Raw genomic sequence first — 17,702 nt, 5'->3', positions numbered from 1 at the left:
GGGGAGCCGCGTCAGCGTTCGGCGGGGTGGAAGTCGTAGGGCCGCTCGTCGTGGACGTAGTACACGCAGTCGGCGCCCGCGGCGCACCTCCCCCAGTGGACGGCCTTCGACGGGTAGGACAGGTAGTCGCCGGCGCCGACCCGGTAGGTCTTGTGGCCCTTCACGTGCCACAGCATGACCCCGGAGACGCCGACGACGCGTTCGGGGCTGGTGTGCCAGTGTGGGGAGAACGGCGTGCCGGCCTTGAGCGTGAACATCGCCTCCGAGGCGCCGGTCTTCGGGTCGCCCTGGAGCTGGACGAACGTGCAGCCCGCCAGGCCCTCGCAGGGCGAGCCGCCCTTGCCGTGGTGGTGGTAGACGACCGCGCCGGACGCCGGCGCGGGCCGCGGCTGGGCGGACGAGCCGGGCGTCGCGACCGCCACGAGGGCCAGCGAGGCGGCCAGGGTGGCCGGCACGAGCTTCTTGAGCATGGGGATGCCTTCCTGCCAATAATCGGACCGCAGTCCGGATGTTTGGCAGGAACGTACCGGACCGCGGTCCGGATAGTCAACCCGCTCACGTGGGCAGGCAACGCCCCGTGGCCGCCGAGAACAGCCGCTCCTTCCCCGGCAGGATCCGCAGGTTGACCCGGTCGCCCTTGCCGGGCGGGGCGTTCGGGTCGACGCGGGCGATGACCGTCTGCGCGGCCAGCGCCGGGTCGGTGGCTTGGGCGTACTGGCCGTACAGGAAGGCGTCCGAGCCCAGCTCCTCGACGACCGTGACGGTGATCGGGAACGTGGAGGGGTCGCCCTCGCCGTCGCCGACCATCTCGACCGACTCCGGCCGGAAGCCGAGGATGACGCGGTCGCCGCCCTCCTTGCGCAGCGCCTGGAGCGTCTCGCGGCCGAGCCGGATCCGCTGGTCGCCGAGCACGGCCTCCTCCCCCTCCACGCGGTACTCGGCCAGGTTCATGGCCGGCGAGCCGATGAAGCCGGCGACGAAGACGTTGGCCGGGTGCTGGTAGAGCCGCAGCGGCGTGTCCACCTGTTGCAGGATGCCGTCCTTGAGCACGGCCACCCGGTCGCCCATCGTCATGGCCTCGACCTGGTCGTGCGTCACGTACACCGTCGTCACCCCGAGCCGGCGCTGCAGGGCGGCGATCTGCGTGCGGGTCTGCACCCGCAGCTTGGCGTCCAGGTTCGACAGCGGCTCGTCCATGAGGAACACCTTCGGCTCGCGCACGATGGCGCGGCCCATCGCCACGCGCTGCCGCTGGCCGCCGGACAGCGCCTTGGGCTTGCGGTCCAGGAACTCCTCCAGGTCGAGCAGGCGGGCGGCCTCGCGCACCCGCCGGTCGCGCTCCTCCTTGGGCGCCTTCATCACCCGCAGGGCGAAGCCCATGTTGTCGGCCACCGTCATGTGCGGGTAGAGCGCGTAGTTCTGGAACACCATCGCGATGTCCCGGTCGCGCGGCGCGAGGTGCGTGACGTCCCGCTCGCCGATGCTGATGCTGCCGCCGTCGACGCGTTCGAGCCCGGCGAGCATGCGCAGCGAGGTGGACTTCCCGCAGCCGGACGGGCCGACGAGCACCAGGAACTCGCCGTCCTTGATGTCGAGGTCGAGGGCGTCCACCGCGGGCCGCTCGGACCCCGGGTAGACGCGGGTCGCCTCGTCGTAGAGAACTTTGGCCATCGGTCTTCTCCTCAAACGATCAGTACGGACCTCGGTAGGAGCCCGTCGTGGTCAGGGGCGACGAGCGGCCGTGCCCGACGTCCACGAGCAGCAGCCGCGCGGCGAGCTTGCGCAGCGTCCGCTCCTCGTCGCGCGGCACACCGCTGTCGGTGATCACCACGTCGTACGCGCTCACGTCGCGGTGGCTGAAGGGCGCGTGCCGCCCGAACTTGGAGGAGTCGACGAGCAGCAGGTGCCCCTGGGCGGCGTCGAGCATCGCCTCCTTGACCGCGGCGTAGCCCTGGATGGGGTGGTAGAGGCGGCCGGCCGTGACCGCGACCGCCGACATGAGGGCGACGTCGGCGCGGATGCGCTGCAGGGCGCGGGTCACCTCGGGCCCGGTCGTCGAGTCGAAGACGCCGTGGTAGTCGCCGCCCAGCAGGATCGCCGAGCTGTGCTCGGTGGCCGCGACCAGCCGGGCGATGCCCACGGAGTTGGTCACCACGGTGTAGGCGCCGCGCTCGTCGAGCCGCCGGGCCAGCGGGAACAGCGTGGTCGAGTCGTCCATGAGGAGCACGCCCCGGCGCGGCAGCTCGCGCAGGGCGGCCTCGCCGATCGCCTCCTTCTCCGCCAGCCGCGTGCGCCTGCGCAGCTCGGGGGCGACCTCCATGGTCACGGCGGCGACGGCCGCCGCGCGGCCGCGCGACTTGCGCAGCAGCGCGCCGCTCGCCAGGGCGTCCAGGTCGCGGTGCATGGTCATGACGCTGACCCCGAACTCCTCCGCCAGCTCGGCGATGCCCATCTCCCCCTTCTCGGCCACGCGGGCGAGCACCGCCCGCCTGCGCTCCTCCAGACCGGCGGTCGTGGTCCTGGCCCTGGCCACGCGCTCACTCCTGCGGCCGGACCACTGCCTTGACCAGCTCGGGGTCGCGCGTTCCCGCGGTGAGCGCGTCCTCGACCCGGTCCAGCCCGAAGTGGCCGGTGACCAGGGCGTCCAGCTCGACGCGCCCGGCGGCGGCCAGCGCGATGGCGGCCGGCCAGGTGTTGGCGTAGCGGAAGGTGCCCGTCACCTCCAGCTCGCGCGTCTGCAGGGCCGCGAGCGGCAGCGGGATCTCGTCGCCGCCCATGCCGACGAGGACGACGCGCCCGGCCCGGGCCACCGCGCGGACGGCGTCGGCGGTCGCGGCCGGGTGGCCGGAGCATTCGAGCAGCACGTCGGGCTCGAACGCGGCGTCGGCGAGGCTCTCCGCGCGGGCGTCCAGGATCGCGGTGGCGCCCAGCTCGCGGGCGCGCGCCAGCCGGGCGGGGTTGACGTCGGTGACCATGACCTCCGTGGCGCCGAAGGCGCGCGCCGCCTGCAGGCACAGCAGCCCGATCGGGCCGGCCCCGGTGACGAGGACGCGGGTGCCCGGGCCGACCCGCGCCTTGCGGCAGGCCCACACGCCCACCGACAGCGGCTCCATCAGCGCGGCGGCGTCGTCGGAGACGGCGTCCGGCACGGGGTGGGCGAACTCCTCGTGGACGGCGACGTACTCGGTGAAGGCGCCGTCGATCGGCGGGGTGCCGAAGAAGCGCATGCGCGGGCAGAGGTTGTAGCGGCCGGCCCGGCACTGGGCGCAGGTGAAGTCGGGCACGCCCGGCTCCACCGAGACGCGCTGCCCGGTGCGGTGGCCGTCCGCGCCCGGCCCCGCCTGCACGACGATCCCGGCCGGCTCGTGGCCGAGCACCAGCGGCGAGCGCACGACGAAGTCGCCGATCCGCCCGTGCTCGTAGTAGTGCACGTCGGAGCCGCACGTGCCGACCGACGTCACCTGGACGAGCACCTCGCGGGGCCCCGGTTCGGGACGGGGCCGGTCCTCCAGGAGGATCTTGCCCACTCCGTGCAGCACGGCCGCGCGCATGGCCCGCTCCTACTCTCCGGTGACCGCGCCGAGGGTCAGGCCGGTGACCAGCCAGCGGCGCACGGCGAGCCCGGCGAGCATCATCGGCACGACCACGATCGTGCCGATCGCGGTGAGCTGGCCCCAGTCGACGCCCGTCTGGGTGACGAGCTGCGAGGCGGCGATGGGCAGCGTCTGGGAGTTCGGCCCGGAGAAGACGACGGCGAAGGCGTAGTCGTTCCAGGCGAAGACCAGGCACAGGATGAACGTGGTGACCAGGCCGGCCTTGGTCAGCGGCAGGATGACCGTCCAGAATGCCTGCCAGCGGGTGCAGCCGGCGACCAGCGCCGACTCCTCCAGCGACGGCGGCACCTCGGCGAAGAACGCGCTCATCAGCCAGATGGCGAACGGCAGGTTGAACGTCAGGTACGCCAGCACCAGCCCCGGGATCGTGTCGATGAGGTTGAGCCCGCGGAAGATGATGAACAGCGGCACCACGACCGCCGCGATGGGCGCCATGCGGGTCGAGATGATCCAGAAGGCCAGATGTCTCTTGCCGCGCATCGCGGTCCGGGCCAGGCCGTAGCCGGCCAGCGAGCCCAGGCAGACGGCGAGCACCGCGGAGATCCCGGCGGCCAGCACGCTGTGCCAGATGTAGGGCGTGAGGTTGTTCGCCCCGGAGAACAGGCCCCGGTAGTTGTCCAGGGTCGGCTGGAACACCGCCTGGGGCGTGGCCGCGGTGACGTCGGTGCGGTTCTTGAACGACGACATCAGCATCCACACCAGCGGGACCAGCGTCCACAGCATGAACAGGGCGAGGACCACCCACACGACCCAGCGGGTGCCGCGCCCGGTCTCCTCCAGCGGCGACTGCGGCGTGCCGCGCGGGGCGGCGGTCACCGGCGGGTGGCGCGGCACTGCTTCGGTGGCGCTCATCGGGTCAACCCCCTCACGTCCAGCAGCCGGACGAAGGTACGGGCGATGAAGATCGAGAAGGCCAGCATCGCCAGGCCGATGGCGGCGGCGTAGCCGAGGTCGAAGAAGCGGAACGCGGTCTCGTACAGCCGCACCGGGACGATCTTGGTGGCGTCGGCGGGGCCGCCGTTGGTGGTGACCCAGATGATGTCGAAGTACCGGATCGCGTCCATGGAGCGGATGAGCAGCGCGACGAGCAGCACGTTGGAGATCGCCGGGAACACGATGTAGCGCAGCGTCATCCAGCCCGGGGCGCCGTCCACGGCGGCGGCCTCGCGCACCGACTGCGGCACGCTGGACAGGCCGGCGAGGGTGATCAGGGCGATCAGCGGGGTCCACTCCCACACGTCCATGAACACCACCGCGGCGAACGCGCTGACCGGGCTGCCCAGGATGTCGCCGCTGTAGCCGACCGAGCGCAGCACCCACGCGTAGAGGCCGAAGGTCGAGTCGGTCAGGTAGCGGCCCAGCAGGCCGACGATCGACGGCGCCACGAACATGGGCAGCAGCAGCAGGCCGAGCAGCACGTTCCGGCCGCGCAGCACCCGGTACAGGCACAGCGCGACGGCCACGCCGAGGACCATCTCCAGGCCGACGGTGAGGACGAAGTAGACGATCGTCCGCAGCCACGACATCCACATGTCGGCGTCGGTGAAGAAGCGGGCCCAGTTGCGCAGGCCCACCAGGTCGAGGCTCACCCCGCCGAGCAGCCGGACGTGGGAGAAGCTCATGGCGATCAGGGCGAGGAACGGCACGATGGACAGCGCGGCCAGCACGATCAGGCCGGGTGTCATCATCACGCCCTCGAAGCCGATGCGCGGCTCCCTGTGCTTGGCGGGTTCGGGCCGGGCTCGTTCGAGCACCGGCGAGTGGTCGGCTGCGTGCGTCATCTAGGCCACCCACCCTCGGGCCACGATCTGGTCCACCCGCGCCTTGATGTTGCGCATCGCGTCCGCCGGCGTGGACCCGCCGGTGAGCATGCGCGACAGCTGGGTGAAGATCGCGGTGTTGCACTCGTTCCACATCGGGATCTTGGGCCGTAGGCCGATCTTGTCGGGCTCCCACGCCTGGCGGACCGCGGCGGCCGTGAGCATGTTGGGCATCGGCGAGGGGCGTTTCTCGGCGGCGCGCACCTCGGGCAGCTCGTACACGGAGGTGCGGGTGGGGGTGCCGCCGCCGGCCTTGCTCTTGAGGTTGGCGAGCTGGGTCTGCGGCGAGGTGGCCCAGACGAGGAACAGCCAGGCCGCGCCGCGCTCGTGGGGCCGCGTGTTGTCGCTGATGGCGACGCCGGTGCCGCCGTACATGTTGGCCGTCGCGACCGGCCCCCTGGGCAGCGGCGAGTAGCCGGCCTTGCCGGGCATCACCTGCTCGTTGCTGGCGGCGAACTCGTGCCAGTTCGGGCACATCGCCAGGCGGCCGGCGCGGAACGCGGCGCCCACGCCGTCCCAGTCCCAGGTGGTGGAGGCGGGGTCGGCGATGGCGAGCAGCTTCTGGTAGAACTCGGCACCGGCGATCGCGGCGTCGGAGTCGAGCCGGCAGGGCCCGGGGTCGCGCGAGCCGATCCGGCCGACCTCCTTGCCGTTGTCGAAGTAGGCGCCGCCGTAGGACCACAGCACGTTGCTGAAGTCGTTCATCAGCGAGTCGTGCTGGCGGGCCTGGTGGCCGGTGCCGTACTTGACGTCCGAGGTGGCGTTCTTGTTGAACCACTGCGCGATCCTGTAGTACTCGTCCCAGGTCCGCTCGCCGCTCGGGGTGGGGTCGAAGCCGAGGTCGTTGGCCATGCGGTCGTGGTACTTGTCGAACAGGTCACGCCGGTACTGCCAGATCATCGTGGGCGCGTCGTAGGGCAGGGTGTAGTAGGCGTTGGGGTCGACGAAGCGGCCGGCGGCGTCCATCTGCGCGGGGATGAAGTCGGCGACGCCGCCGGGCAGGTGGGGCAGGTTCGGGTCGGCCTGCATGGTGCGCAGGTCCACCAGCCCCCGCTGGTACGGGGCCAGCACCTGGTACGGGTCGGCGTAGATCACCTGGTACTGCGCGTGGCCGGAGGCGAGGTCCAGGGCGACCCGCTGGACGAGCGCGGTCAGCTCCAGGGTGACGATGTTGATATTGATGCCGGTCAGGTCGGTGAACGGGCGCGTGTTGGCCGCGATGGCCGCGGTCGGGGCGGTGTTCTCCGAGATGAAGTTGAGGGTGGCGCCCTTGAATTGACGCCACTGGTCCACGGTGACCGAGTGGGGGGCGTCGGCCTGCGAGCCGCAGCCGGCGAGGGTGACCGCGGCTCCCGCGGCCAGGGCGCCGCGCAGGACGTCGCGCCTGCTGGGTCCGTGCGGGTTCCGGTCCACTGTCCCCTCCCATGGTGCGGCAGGTAAGGGCAATGAGGTCGGTTTATCTTGGATAAATGCCGATGTAAACGCATATGTGAGATTTTCTCGCATTTAATATGAGATTTTTGCTTTTCGGGTGCTTTTTGGCTGGTCAGCGCCTCGTAGGCTCAGCGAGGGGGGCTGCCATGACACTCGTCGCGGGCGTCGACTCGTCGACCCAGAACTGCAAGGTCGTGATCCGGGACGCCGGCTCCGGCGCGCCGGTCCGCTCCGGCCGGGCCGGGCACCCTCCGGGCACGGAGGTGGATCCCGTGCGCTGGTGGGAGGCCATGCGGGCGGCGATCTCCCGCGCGGGCGGCCTGGACGGGGTCGCCGCGATCTCGGTCGCGGGCCAGCAGCACGGCCTCATCGCGCTCGACTCCGCCGGTCACGTCGTCCGGCCGGCGCTGATGTGGAACGACACGCGCTCGGCCGGGGCGGCCGGCGACCTCGTGCGCGAGGTGGGGGCCGAGGTCTACGCCAAGCGGACCGGCACGGTGCCCGTCGCCTCGTTCACCGCGGCCAAGCTGCGCTGGCTGCGCGACCACGAGCCGGGCAACGCCGCCGAGGTGGCCGCCGTCGCGCTGCCGCACGACTGGCTGACCTGGCGGCTGCGCGGCTACGGCCCGGCCGGCGCCAGCCCGCTCGGCCCGGAGCTGGGCGAGCTGGTGACGGACCGCTCGGACGCGAGCGGCACGGCGTACTGGAGCCCGTTCACCGGCGCGTACGACGAGGAGCTGCTGGAGCTGGCGCTGGGACACCCGGCGGTGCTGCCGCGGGTGCTCGGGCCCGCCGAACGGGCGGGCACGGTCGCCGGGACGTCGATCCTGGTCGGCCCGGGCGCCGGCGACAACGCCGCGGCGGCGCTCGGCCTCGACGCGGGCAGCGGCGACGTCGTCGTGTCGATCGGCACGAGCGGCACCGTCTTCGCGGTCACCGGCCGTCCGACGCGGGACGAGACGGGCACCGTCGCCGGGTTCGCCGACGCCACCGGCCAGTTCCTGCCGCTGATCGCGACCCTGAACGCGGCCCGCGTCCTCGACGCGATGGCGGGCCTGCTCGACGTCACCCACGAGGAGCTGGGCCTGCTCGCCCTCGACGCCCCGCCCGGCGCCGGCGGCGTGGTGCTCCAGCCGTACTTCGAAGGGGAGCGCACGCCGAACCTGCCCGACGCCACGGCCACGATCTTCGGCCTGACGCTGGCGTCGGCGACCCGGCCGGCCCTGGCCCGCGCGGCCTTCGAGGGCATGCTGTGCGGCCTGGCCGACGGCCTCGACGCCATCCGCGGGCAGGGGGTGGAGGCCGAGCGCGTGCTGCTCATCGGCGGGGCGGCGCAGAACGCCGCCGTGCAGCGGATCGCCGCCCAGACCTTCGAGCCGCCCGTGGTGGTGCCGAGGCCGGGCGAGTACGTCGCGGACGGGGCGGCCGCCCAGGCTGCGTGGACGCTGACGGAGGCGCGCCCGCGCTGGCCGCTGTCCGTCGCGGCCGAACCGCCGCGCGACCACCGGCCGGTCATCCGCCACCAGTATGCCCGTCACGCGGCCCGCCCCGACCCGGCACCCTGACCCGTCCACGACCGCCGTCCACGACGCCGTTCACCACCACCGTCACCACCACCGTCACCACCACCGTCACGACCGGCGTTCACCGCCGCCGTCCACGACCGCGGTTCACGACCACCGTGCACGACCGGCCGTTACGAGACCTCGCCCCGTGCGGCGAGCTCCTCCACCGTGGTGCGGGCCCCACGCGTGTGCAGCGACGCGAGCGCCCGCAGGTACGGCTCCACGAACCGCTTGTCGTCGGCCAGGTCGCCGAACAGCTCACGGTTCTCGATGAAGGCGGTGGGCCGCTCGCGCTGGGTGCGGGCGATGGCCGTCAGCCGGTCGGCCAGCCGGTCCACGACCGTGATCGGCTCGCCCCGCTCGTCCACGCCCTCGGCGTAACGCGCCCAGCTCGCCACCACGGCCGCCGCCCGCCCGACCTCGCCGCCCGCGGCGAGCCGCTCGCGCACGACGGGCAGCAGCCACTTCGGGATCCGGTCCGACGACTCGGCGCACAGCCGGGCGATCGTGTCGCGCACCTCGGGGTTGGAGAAGCGCTCGATGAGGGTGTGCTTGTAGGCGTCCAGGTCGACGCCGGGCACCGGGCGCAGCGTGGGCGTGGCCTCGGCGTCCATGTAGCCGAGGAGGAACGCCGCGATCGCCGGCTCGCTCGCGGCCTCGTGGACGTACCGGTGGCCCATGAGGTGGCCGAAGTAGCACAGCGCCTGGTGGCCGGCGTTGAGCAGGCGCAGCTTCATCAGCTCGTACGGCTCCACGTCGGCCACGACCTGCACCCCGGCCTCCTCCAGCGGCGGGCGCCCGGCGGGGAAGCGGTCCTCCAGCGCCCACTGCGTGAACGGCTCGCAGACCACCGGCCAGGCGTCGCCCACGCCGAACAGCCGCGCCACGGCCTCGCGGTCCTCGTCGGTGGTGACCGGGGTGATGCGGTCGACCATGGAGTTGGGGAAGGCGACCTCGTCCTCCATCCAGGCCGCTAGGGCGGGGTCGCGCAGCCGGGCGAACGCCGTGAACGTGCGGCGCGCCACGTCGCCGTTGCCCTGGATGTTGTCGCAGGACATGACCGTGAACGGCGGGATCCCGCGCTCGCGGCGGCGCCGCAGGGCCTCGGTGACGAGGCCGAACACGGTGGCCGGGACCGCACCGGGCGCCGCGTCCGCGCGGACGGCGGGGTTGTCCCGGTCGAACTCGCCGGTGACGGGGTGGAAGTTGTAGCCGCCCTCGGTGACGGTGAGCGAGACGACGCGCACGGCCGGGCCGGCCATCTTCTCGATCACCGCCTCCGGGTCGTCGGGGGCGAAGAGGTAGTCGATGATCGAGCCGATGACGCGGGCCTCGCGGGTGCCGTCGGGGTGCTTGAGCACGAGCGTGTAGAGCCCGTCCTGGGCGGTGAGCGCGTCGCGCATCCGCGCGTCACCGGGCAGGACGCCGACGCCGCAGATCGCCCAGTCGTGCGCCAGGCCGGCGTTCATCAGCCGGTCGAGGTACATCGCCTGGTGCGCGCGGTGGAACCCGCCCACGCCGAAGTGCACGATGCCGGCGGTGAGCGCCGAGCGGTCGTAGCCCGGGACCCCGACCTGTCGCGGCAGGCTCGCCAGCGTCCACTGTGTCAGTGCCGTCACGGTCATGGCGCGCTCCCCTTCGGCGGCCCCGCTCCGCCTTCAGACTGAGCATGGCCTGCCCGGAGGCCTTCAAACGTTTCCCTAACGGTCACGATGAGTAATTGAATCGTCGCTGAAAGCTACTTTCTGCTCCTTCATCCGGATATGTCGCAATCCGCCGGGAAGCGCTCCCAGGGGACGGTCAGCCGTCCCGCTCATGTACGGGGGTAGTCATGTCTCTGCGTGTCACGTTCGCCGGCGCCGGCGTGGTCGCCGCGATGGCCCTGCTGGGCGGACCGCCTGTGTCGGCTCTGGGCGGGCCGCCCGTGTCGGGGCAGGCCCAGGTCTCCAAGCAGGACAGGAAGTTCCTTCGGCTGGCCCATCAGGGCAACCTGGCCGAGATCGCCGCCGGCAGGGTCGCCCGGGTCAAGGGGGCGGACGACGCCGTCCGCTCGATCGGGGCCGTGCTCGTCACCGACCACACCCGGCTGGACGAGGCGGTGAAGGAGGCCGCCGACCGCCTCGACGTGGCGCTGCCGGAGCGGGCCGCCAAGAAGGACCGGGCGATGCTCATGCGCATCTCGCGGCTGCACGGCCGCGCCTTCGACCGGGCCTGGCTCACCGCCATGATCGCGGGCCACCGCGCGGCGCTCCGGCTGGGCGAGCAGGAGCTCAAGGACGGGTCGTCACCGGCGGTCAAGGAGCTGGCCAAGGCGGCCGCGCCGGTCATCCGCAAGCACCTGGACGAGCTGCTGCGGGCCGAGAAGTGAGAACCCCGGCCCTCACGCGGCCCGCTCCCCACGGACGACGGGCCGCGTGAGGGCCGGCCGGTCACGCGCGGGCGGCGGTGTCGGACAGCGCCCGCAGGGCGCTCGCGACGGCGGGGATCTGGTCGGCCTCGCGATGGTGGAGGAGGTACAGCACCCTCGGCCGCACCCCCGCGGCCGGGCGCACGGCGACGCCCGGGTCGAGGGCCGCGTCGAGCGCGAGCTGGGGAAGCAGCCCCACGGCCAGCCCGCGGGCGATGAGCGCCTGGGTCAGCACGTAGTCGTCCGTGCCGTGGCGGATGTCCGGGGTGAAACCCGCGGCCTCGCACGCCTGGCGCAGGTGGTCGGTGCAGCGTTCGCACCCTCCGGTCCATGTGTCCCGCGCCAGCTCCCGCAGGTGCAGCGGGACGTCCGGCGGCTGCGCGCACGGATGGGACCGGGGCAGGACGAGCCGCAGCGGGTCCTCCCCGATCGGCACCCGCACCATCTCGCCGGCGCCGGCCGGTTCCTCCCCGGCGTGCGCGAACGTCAGGGCGACGTCCACGTCGCCGGCGGCGAGCAGGTCCGCGGCCTGCGGCGGCTCGGCTTCGCGCAGCCGTACGTCCAGACGAGGATGCCGCCGGGCGAGCAGGCTCATGGCGGCGGGGACCACGGTCGCGCCCGCCGAGGGGAACGCGGCCAGCCGCACGGTGCCCGCGCGCAACTGCGACAGCGCCTGCAGCTCCTCGGTCGCGGCCTGCACGCGGGCGGCGATGGCGTCGGCGTGACGGAGCAGCGCGTGCCCCGCCTCCGTGAGCTGGACGCCACGGGGCCGGCGCAGGACGAGGGGGATGCCCGCCTGGCGTTCGAGGTGGCGCAGGTGCTGGCTGACCGCCGGCTGGGTCCAGCCGAGCGCGCGGGCGGCGCCGCCGATCGACTGGGCACGGGCGATCTCCCGGAAGATCAGCAGGCGCTGGACGTCCACCCCATAAGTATCGCTTGGCGCTCGGCCAAGAAAGCCAGGGCTACCTAGGAGCAGGGCGGCCCGGCACGCTGGGGGCCATGACGCGAACCATCGGCCTGATCGGCGGCATGAGCTGGGAATCCTCCGCCGAGTACTACCGGCTGCTGAACGAGGAGGCCCGACGGCGGCTGGGCGGCCACCACTGCGCCAGGAGCGTGCTGCTGACCGTCGACTTCGCCGAGATCGAGGCCATGCAGCGCGGCGGGGAGTGGGAGCGGGCCGGGCTGCTGCTCGCCGAGTCGGCCAGGAGCCTGCAGCGGGCGGGCGCGGACATGGTGCTGCTGTGCACGAACACCATGCACCAGGTGGCCGACCGGATCGAGGCGGCGATCGACGTGCCGTTCGTGCACCTCGTGGACGCGACCGCGCGCCGCGTCGCCGCCGCGGGGCACACCACGGTGGGGTTGCTCGCCACCCGTTTCACGATGGAGATGGACTTCTACCGCTCACGCATGCGGCGGCACGGCGTGGAGATCATGGTGCCGGACGAGCCGGACCGCACGCTCGTCCACGACGTGATCTACCAGGAGCTCACGCGCAACCGGATCGAGAGCTCCTCCCGCGCCGCGTACCGGCGCGTCATCGCCGAGCTCGCGGGACGGGGCGCCCAGGCGGTGATCCTCGGCTGCACCGAGATCACCCTGCTGGTCGGGCCGGAGGACAGCCCGATTCCGGTGTTCGACTCCACCCGCATCCATGTCGAGACGGCCGTCGACCTGGCGTCGCACGCCATGCCCCGCTAAACGGCGCTTCTCGCAAGGATCTCACCAAAACGAATATTGGCCGCGCTCTTCCTGGGTACGGGACGTTTGGGACCGGCCCAAGGAGGCGCGGTGATGGCCGAGAGCAATCTTTCCGCCGAGGAACAGCGATCGCAGGTCCGGAGGGCGGCCACGGCCAGCGTCGTCGGCACCGCCATCGAGTGGTACGACTTCTTCCTGTACGGCACCGCGGCGGCGACGGTCTTCGCCGAGGTGTTCTTCCCCAAGTCCTCGCCCTACGCGGGCACGCTGTCGGCGTTCGCCACGTACGCCGTGGGCTTCGTGGCCCGGCCGATCGGCGCGGCCATCTTCGGGCACTGGGGCGACCGCATCGGGCGCAAGGCGACGCTGATCGTCACGCTGGTCATGATGGGCGTCTCCAGCGCGCTGATCGGCCTGCTGCCGGGCACCGCCACCATCGGCGTGGCCGCGCCCATCCTGCTCGTCCTCCTGCGCATCCTGCAGGGCATCGCGGTGGGCGGCGAGTGGAGCGGCTCGGTGCTGCTGTCGATGGAGTGGGGCGACCAGCGCAGGCGCGGCCTGATGGCGAGCTGGCCGCAGATCGGCGTGCCGATCGGCCTCATCCTCGGCACGGGCGCCATGTCGCTGCTGGCCGCGGCGTCGGGCCCCGCGTTCAAGGACTGGGGCTGGCGCGTGCCGTTCCTGCTCAGCCTCGTGCTCGTGGCGGTCGGGCTGTGGGTGCGGCTGCGGGTGATGGAGACGCCGCTGTTCGCGCGGGTGCTGCAGACCCGGCAGGTGGCCAAGCTGCCCGTGGTCGAGGTGCTGAAGCGGCACCCGAAGGAGGTCCTGCTCAGCGCGCTGCTGCGGATCCCCGAGCAGATGCCTTTCTACCTGTTCACGACGTTCGTCATCACCTACATCACCGCGCCGCACATCGGGATGTCGAGGACGTTCGCGTTCGCCGCGGTCACCTGCGCGGCGGCCGTCGAGCTGGTCGCGATCCCGTACTTCGGCCATCTCAGCGACCGCGTCGGGCGGCGCCGCCTCTACGCGCTCGGGGCGATCGTGCTCGCGGTCGTCGCGTTCCCGTACTACGCGCTGCTGAACACCGGCGTCGCGGCGGTCATCCTGATCACGATCGTCGTCGTGCAGCTCCAGCACTCGATGCTGTACGGCCCGCAGGCGTCGCTCATCGCCGAGAGCTTCCCGACCGGTCTGCGGTACGGCGGCGCGGGGCTCGGCTACCAGCTCGCCTCGATCGTCGCGGGCGGCCCGGCCCCGCTGATCGCGACGTGGCTGCTGCACGACCACGGCTGGCAGGCGATCTCCATCTTCATGATCGTCGGTGCGGTGATCGGGCTCGCGGCCACGCTGGCGCTGCCCGACCGGTCGAAGATCGACATCTCGGACGACGCGGCCTACGGCGCCAGCCGGGCGTGAACGGGCCGCCGGTGGGACACCCTCCCGGTGACGACCGGCGGCTTCAGTGCGCGGTGTTGTCCCGGACGCGCCTCAGGGCGTCGGCCAGGTCGCCGGCGCGGGGGTGGCGCAGGACCGTGGCAGGCTCGACCGGCCTGCCGATGCGGCGCTCCAGTTCGGCGGCGAGGCGGACCGCCAGGAGGGAGTGCCCGCCGAGCCGGTAGAAGTCGCTGTCCCGCCCGACGCGTTCGGCGTCGAGCGTGTCGCGGTAGACGGCGAGGACCGCCTCGTCCAGCTCGTCGTGCCGGTCGGGAGCGTCCCGTCCTGGCGGCTGCTCCGGCGGCTCGGGACGTCGACCGGCCGGTGCTCCGGCGATGCGGGCGGCGGTCGTGCGGGTCCGCCCGTCCTCCAGGTAGGCGCGCGCGTACCACTCGGCCAGCGAGCGTTTGCGTACCTTCCCGTTGGGTGTGACGGGCAGCTCGGCGACGGGGACGACGTCGACCGGCACGTGGTCGCGGGGCAGCCGCCGGGCGCAGTGGTCGCGCAGCGCGGACGGGGCCGTCGCGGCCGTCGCGGCCGTGAGAACGACCGCCGCGACGACGGCCCGGCCGAGCGCCGCGTGCGGCACCCCGAAGACGGCCACCTCCGCGACGGCCGGGTGGCTCCGCAGCGCGGCCTCCACCGTGGCGGAGGCGATGTTCAGGCCGCCGGAGACGATCACGTCGTCGGCGCGCTCCACGAAGTGCACCAGGCCGTCCGCGTCCCGCCGGCACAGGTCACCGGTCGCGATCCAGCCACCCGGCAGATACCGCGTCCCCGCCCCAGCCGTCCCCGCCCCCTCCCCTGGCGTCCCCGCCCCCGCCGCCTCACGTGGCGTCCCCGTGGCCGAGGGGGCGGAGGGGCGCAGGTAGGTCAGGGCGGGGCCCGTGTGGCGCAGCCACAGCTCGCCCACCTCCCCCGGCGCCACGTCCCGCCCCGCCGCGTCCACCAGGCGGGCGTCGGGGCCGAGACGGCCGAGCGCGGGCGGCCGGTCCGGCGCGCACCGGTGCTGCAACCCGGCGCCGCCCTCCGCCACCGTGTACACGTTGAAGATCTCCGCCCTCGGGAAGACCTCGGCCAGGCCCGCCACGGTGGGCTGGTCGAGCGGCGCCGACGACGACACCACCGAACGCACCCGCGACGACGCGCGCCCCTGGCCGCGCAGCGCGGACACCGCGAGCCGCGCCGTGGTCGGCACCAGGCTCAGCGCGCTCACCCGGTGCTCCTCGATCAGTCCGGCGAGCCGTTCCGGGGCGAACGGCTGGCCGAGCACGATGTGCACCCCGTTGACCAGGCAGCTCTTCAGCACCGACTGCGCCGCGTTCGTGCCGATCGCGACGGACGTGAACAGGGCGTTGGCCTGCGGGGACAGGACCTCGTCCGGGTCCTCGCCCTCGTCCGGCCAGTCCTCGACGAGAGAGGCGTGGACGCTGAGCACGGCCTTGGCGGCGCCGGTGGTGCCCGAGGTGAGGATCACCGCGGCGGGATCCGCCCCGGTCAGCCCGACCGCGCCCGCCACGGCCGGGCCGCGCGTCGTCGCCGTCAGTTCGCCGGCGCTCGCCCGCCACCCGCCGAACGCCCCGGCCTCCGCCTCCGACCGGCCGCCCGTCACCAGGCCCGCCGCCTCCACCCGGGCGGCCGTGGCCGGCAGGTGCGCCTCCGGGACCGGCGCCCGTACCGGGACGGCCACCCCGCCCGCCGCCAGCACGCCCATGAAGCACACCGCGAACGACAGCCAGTCGCCGTCCTCGAACGCGAGCACCACCCGCTCCCCCGGCCGCAGCCCGCGGGCGGCCAGTCCCGCCGCGACGCGCCGGGCACCGCGATGCCAGCCGAGGTAGTCGAGGGTGCCGGCTCCGTCGACGGTGAAGGCCGGAGCCGCCGGGTGGGCGGCGGCCCGCCGGGCGAGGACGTCATGCAGCAACACGGGCAACGGCGGTCCCTCCCCGTGGACGGCGCACTGGGCAACCTCCCCACCATACGCATCCGGGGCCGTCATGATCAGTCCGCTCAAGTCCCTTTCGGAACGGATGAATTCCGCACTGAATGTTCAGCATTGACGTTCTTGTCTGACTTTTCTGAGAATCGTGCCGAAAATCGCACCCGACAGGAGGTACGAGATGGGGCACAGCGATTTGCCGCGTGACAGTTGCGGTGGTGTGCGCAGGTGCGGGGGAAATCTCCTCGTCGCCAACGCCGTCCAGCCGAGCGAGTCGGCGGTCCGTCGTAACGTCCGGGCCGTCTCCGAGTTCTGGTCCACGTTCCGGGCGTCCCGGAAGATGCTGAACAAGAAGCGGTAACCACTCCTTGCGATCAGAACTCGGCATCTCTGGAGGGGTTTCGGACGTCCTGTCCGAGCCCCTCTTCTCTCGTCCGAAGGACGGCGCCCTCGACCGCGACCCCATGCGCCTGGCCGCGCCCGCGAAGAGATTCTCGCTGCGAAAGCTGGCGCTCATGCTCGACGGGCTGCCGTTCGAGGCGGAGTTCCCGCCGGAGTGCCCCTGGGAGGGCGTGACCCGGCACCGTCCGCCCCTGGACCTGCCGCCGCTCGGCTCCTCCGACGAGTCGGCGCTGGACGCGGAGTTCGCGGCGGCCGTCTCCCGCTGTCTCGGGGACGCCGAGTCCGCCGTCGTCCTGCTGTCGGGCGGCATGGACTCGTGGGCGGTCTTCACCTACGCCTGGCGGCAGGCCCGGCGCGAGGGGCGGCGGCTGAGCGCGGTCGTGTGGAACCTGCGCGACCAGTTCGGCAAGGCCACCGCCGGCCTCGTCCACCGGCAGTTGCGGGCCGTCGGCATCACCTGCGACCTGCACGTCGTGCCCGCCGAGTGGCGGGAGCTGCCCGAGCCGGACTGGTCGCCGCTCGGGCCCCGGCACGACTACTACACGCGGCTGCACCAGGCCACCGTGGACCACGCCCACGCCCTCGGGGCGACGGTCCTGCTGAGCGGCCAGGGCGGCGACGAGGTGCTCGGCGCCTGGAACCACCTGTCATCCTCGCTGGCGCGCGGACGCCGCTGGCGGGACCTGCGCCGCTACCTGGCGGCGTTCGGCCGCGCCGACTCCCTCGTGGAGGTGGCGGGCGAGGCGGCGGCGCTCGTGGCGCGGCGGCTGCCCCCGGAGACGTCCTTCCAGCTGTACGTGGCGACCGCGCTGCGCGACGTGGTCAACGGCGGGCGTCCCCCGGTGCTCACCGACGTCCACCGCGAGGCGGTGCGGAACTGGACCGAGGACTGGCTGGCCGCCCGGTTCGCGGAGTTCCGGGCCGAGGGCGGCGACTGGGCGACGGCCAGCCTGCGCGACTCGATCTTCCCGTGGGCGTACGACGCGCATCCGCTCGGGGCGCCGATCCGGCAGCGCTCGCCCTTCGTCGACGAGACGTTCCTGAGGTACGCCTTCGGGCTGCCGCCGGGCTCCCGGTTCCGGGCCGAGGGGCCGTTCCCGTACCAGTGGTACAAGGCCCTGCACCTGCGGCTGCTGCCGCCCGAGCTGCGGCCGCTGCTGCCGGAGTACAAGCAGAGCTACTCCGACGCCTTCCGGCGCTACGTGTTCGACGTGCTGCCCGAGGGGCCGCTGCTGGTCGAGGAGCTGGGGCTCATCCGGCCCATGGACCGGCTCGACCTGGAGAAGGTGCACCCGCGACTGCCCATCGTGGTGCGCAACGTGGAGCGCTGGGTGGCGGGCGCCCTGGAGGCCGGCGCCGAGCCGGCGCCCACGACGTAGG

General features: G+C 73.0%; 15 protein-coding genes. 5 read left to right on the top strand and 10 right to left on the bottom strand.

All coding sequences use genetic code 11. The features are described from left to right. Positions 1-11: 11 nt before the first annotated feature. From HD595_RS37030 to HD595_RS37000, 7 genes are all read right to left on the bottom strand, one after another. On the bottom strand, positions 12-470 hold the full coding sequence (locus HD595_RS37030) for a cupin domain-containing protein (RefSeq protein ID WP_253777460.1): 459 nt from the start codon (positions 468-470) through the stop codon (positions 12-14). A gap of 85 nt (positions 471-555) precedes the next feature. Then, positions 556-1,671 carry an ABC transporter ATP-binding protein gene (locus tag HD595_RS37025; RefSeq protein ID WP_253777458.1) on the bottom strand — a complete coding sequence of 372 codons (1,116 nt, stop codon included), beginning with the start codon at positions 1,669-1,671 and terminating at the stop codon, positions 556-558. A gap of 19 nt (positions 1,672-1,690) precedes the next feature. Continuing rightward, positions 1,691-2,533 (bottom strand): DeoR/GlpR family DNA-binding transcription regulator, encoded by an 843-nt coding sequence (locus HD595_RS37020; RefSeq protein ID WP_253777456.1) that lies wholly within the window; start codon positions 2,531-2,533, stop codon positions 1,691-1,693. Positions 2,534-2,537: 4 nt separating this feature from the next. After that, a complete protein-coding gene (locus HD595_RS37015; RefSeq protein WP_253777454.1) occupies positions 2,538-3,551 on the bottom strand; it encodes an NAD(P)-dependent alcohol dehydrogenase in 1,014 nt (337 codons plus the stop codon). A gap of 9 nt (positions 3,552-3,560) precedes the next feature. After that, a complete protein-coding gene (locus tag HD595_RS37010; protein ID WP_253777452.1) occupies positions 3,561-4,466 on the bottom strand; it encodes a carbohydrate ABC transporter permease in 906 nt (301 codons plus the stop codon). After that, entirely contained in the window at positions 4,463-5,395 is a 933-nt protein-coding gene (locus HD595_RS37005; protein WP_253777450.1) for a carbohydrate ABC transporter permease, read from the bottom strand. Before HD595_RS37005 ends, HD595_RS37010 begins: the two co-directional genes overlap by 4 nt. Further along, entirely contained in the window at positions 5,396-6,847 is a 1,452-nt protein-coding gene (locus HD595_RS37000; RefSeq protein WP_253777448.1) for an extracellular solute-binding protein, read from the bottom strand. It abuts the gene before it with no gap. Between the two features lie 167 nt (positions 6,848-7,014). Here HD595_RS37000 and HD595_RS36995 point away from each other — a divergent pair, with 167 nt between their 5' ends. After that, positions 7,015-8,433 (top strand): xylulokinase, encoded by a 1,419-nt coding sequence (locus HD595_RS36995; RefSeq protein WP_253777446.1) that lies wholly within the window; start codon positions 7,015-7,017, stop codon positions 8,431-8,433. A gap of 131 nt (positions 8,434-8,564) precedes the next feature. Here HD595_RS36995 and HD595_RS36990 read toward each other — a convergent pair whose 3' ends face one another. Beyond that, on the bottom strand, positions 8,565-10,058 hold the full coding sequence (locus tag HD595_RS36990; protein WP_253777444.1) for a mannitol dehydrogenase family protein: 1,494 nt from the start codon (positions 10,056-10,058) through the stop codon (positions 8,565-8,567). A gap of 206 nt (positions 10,059-10,264) precedes the next feature. Here HD595_RS36990 and HD595_RS36985 point away from each other — a divergent pair, with 206 nt between their 5' ends. Then, positions 10,265-10,801 (top strand): DUF4142 domain-containing protein, encoded by a 537-nt coding sequence (locus HD595_RS36985; protein WP_253777442.1) that lies wholly within the window; start codon positions 10,265-10,267, stop codon positions 10,799-10,801. Between the two features lie 61 nt (positions 10,802-10,862). Here the strand turns inward: HD595_RS36985 and HD595_RS36980 are convergent, their stop codons facing one another. Next, positions 10,863-11,762, bottom strand: coding sequence for a LysR family transcriptional regulator (locus HD595_RS36980; protein ID WP_253777440.1), 900 nt, complete (start codon positions 11,760-11,762; stop codon positions 10,863-10,865). A 77-nt stretch (positions 11,763-11,839) separates the two neighbouring features. Between HD595_RS36980 and HD595_RS36975 the strand changes: the two genes are divergently transcribed. After that, complete coding sequence (locus HD595_RS36975) at positions 11,840-12,544, top strand: aspartate/glutamate racemase family protein (RefSeq protein ID WP_253777437.1); 705 nt, start codon at positions 11,840-11,842, stop codon at positions 12,542-12,544. 93 nt (positions 12,545-12,637) lie between these two features. Beyond that, positions 12,638-13,963, top strand: a complete 1,326-nt coding sequence (locus tag HD595_RS36970; RefSeq protein ID WP_253777435.1) for an MFS transporter — start codon at positions 12,638-12,640, stop codon at positions 13,961-13,963. 43 nt (positions 13,964-14,006) lie between these two features. Here the strand turns inward: HD595_RS36970 and HD595_RS36965 are convergent, their stop codons facing one another. After that, entirely contained in the window at positions 14,007-15,908 is a 1,902-nt protein-coding gene (locus HD595_RS36965) for an AMP-binding protein (RefSeq protein ID WP_253781431.1), read from the bottom strand. Between the two features lie 380 nt (positions 15,909-16,288). Between HD595_RS36965 and HD595_RS36960 the strand changes: the two genes are divergently transcribed. Next, positions 16,289-17,701: an asparagine synthase-related protein gene (locus tag HD595_RS36960; RefSeq protein WP_253777432.1), complete on the top strand. Its 1,413-nt coding sequence runs from the start codon at positions 16,289-16,291 to the stop codon at positions 17,699-17,701. Position 17,702 lies beyond the last annotated feature (1 nt).

Source organism: Nonomuraea roseoviolacea subsp. carminata (assembly GCF_024172185.1).
GTDB lineage: Bacteria > Actinomycetota > Actinomycetes > Streptosporangiales > Streptosporangiaceae > Nonomuraea > Nonomuraea roseoviolacea.
This window is presented reverse-complemented; position numbering and strand designations above follow the sequence as displayed.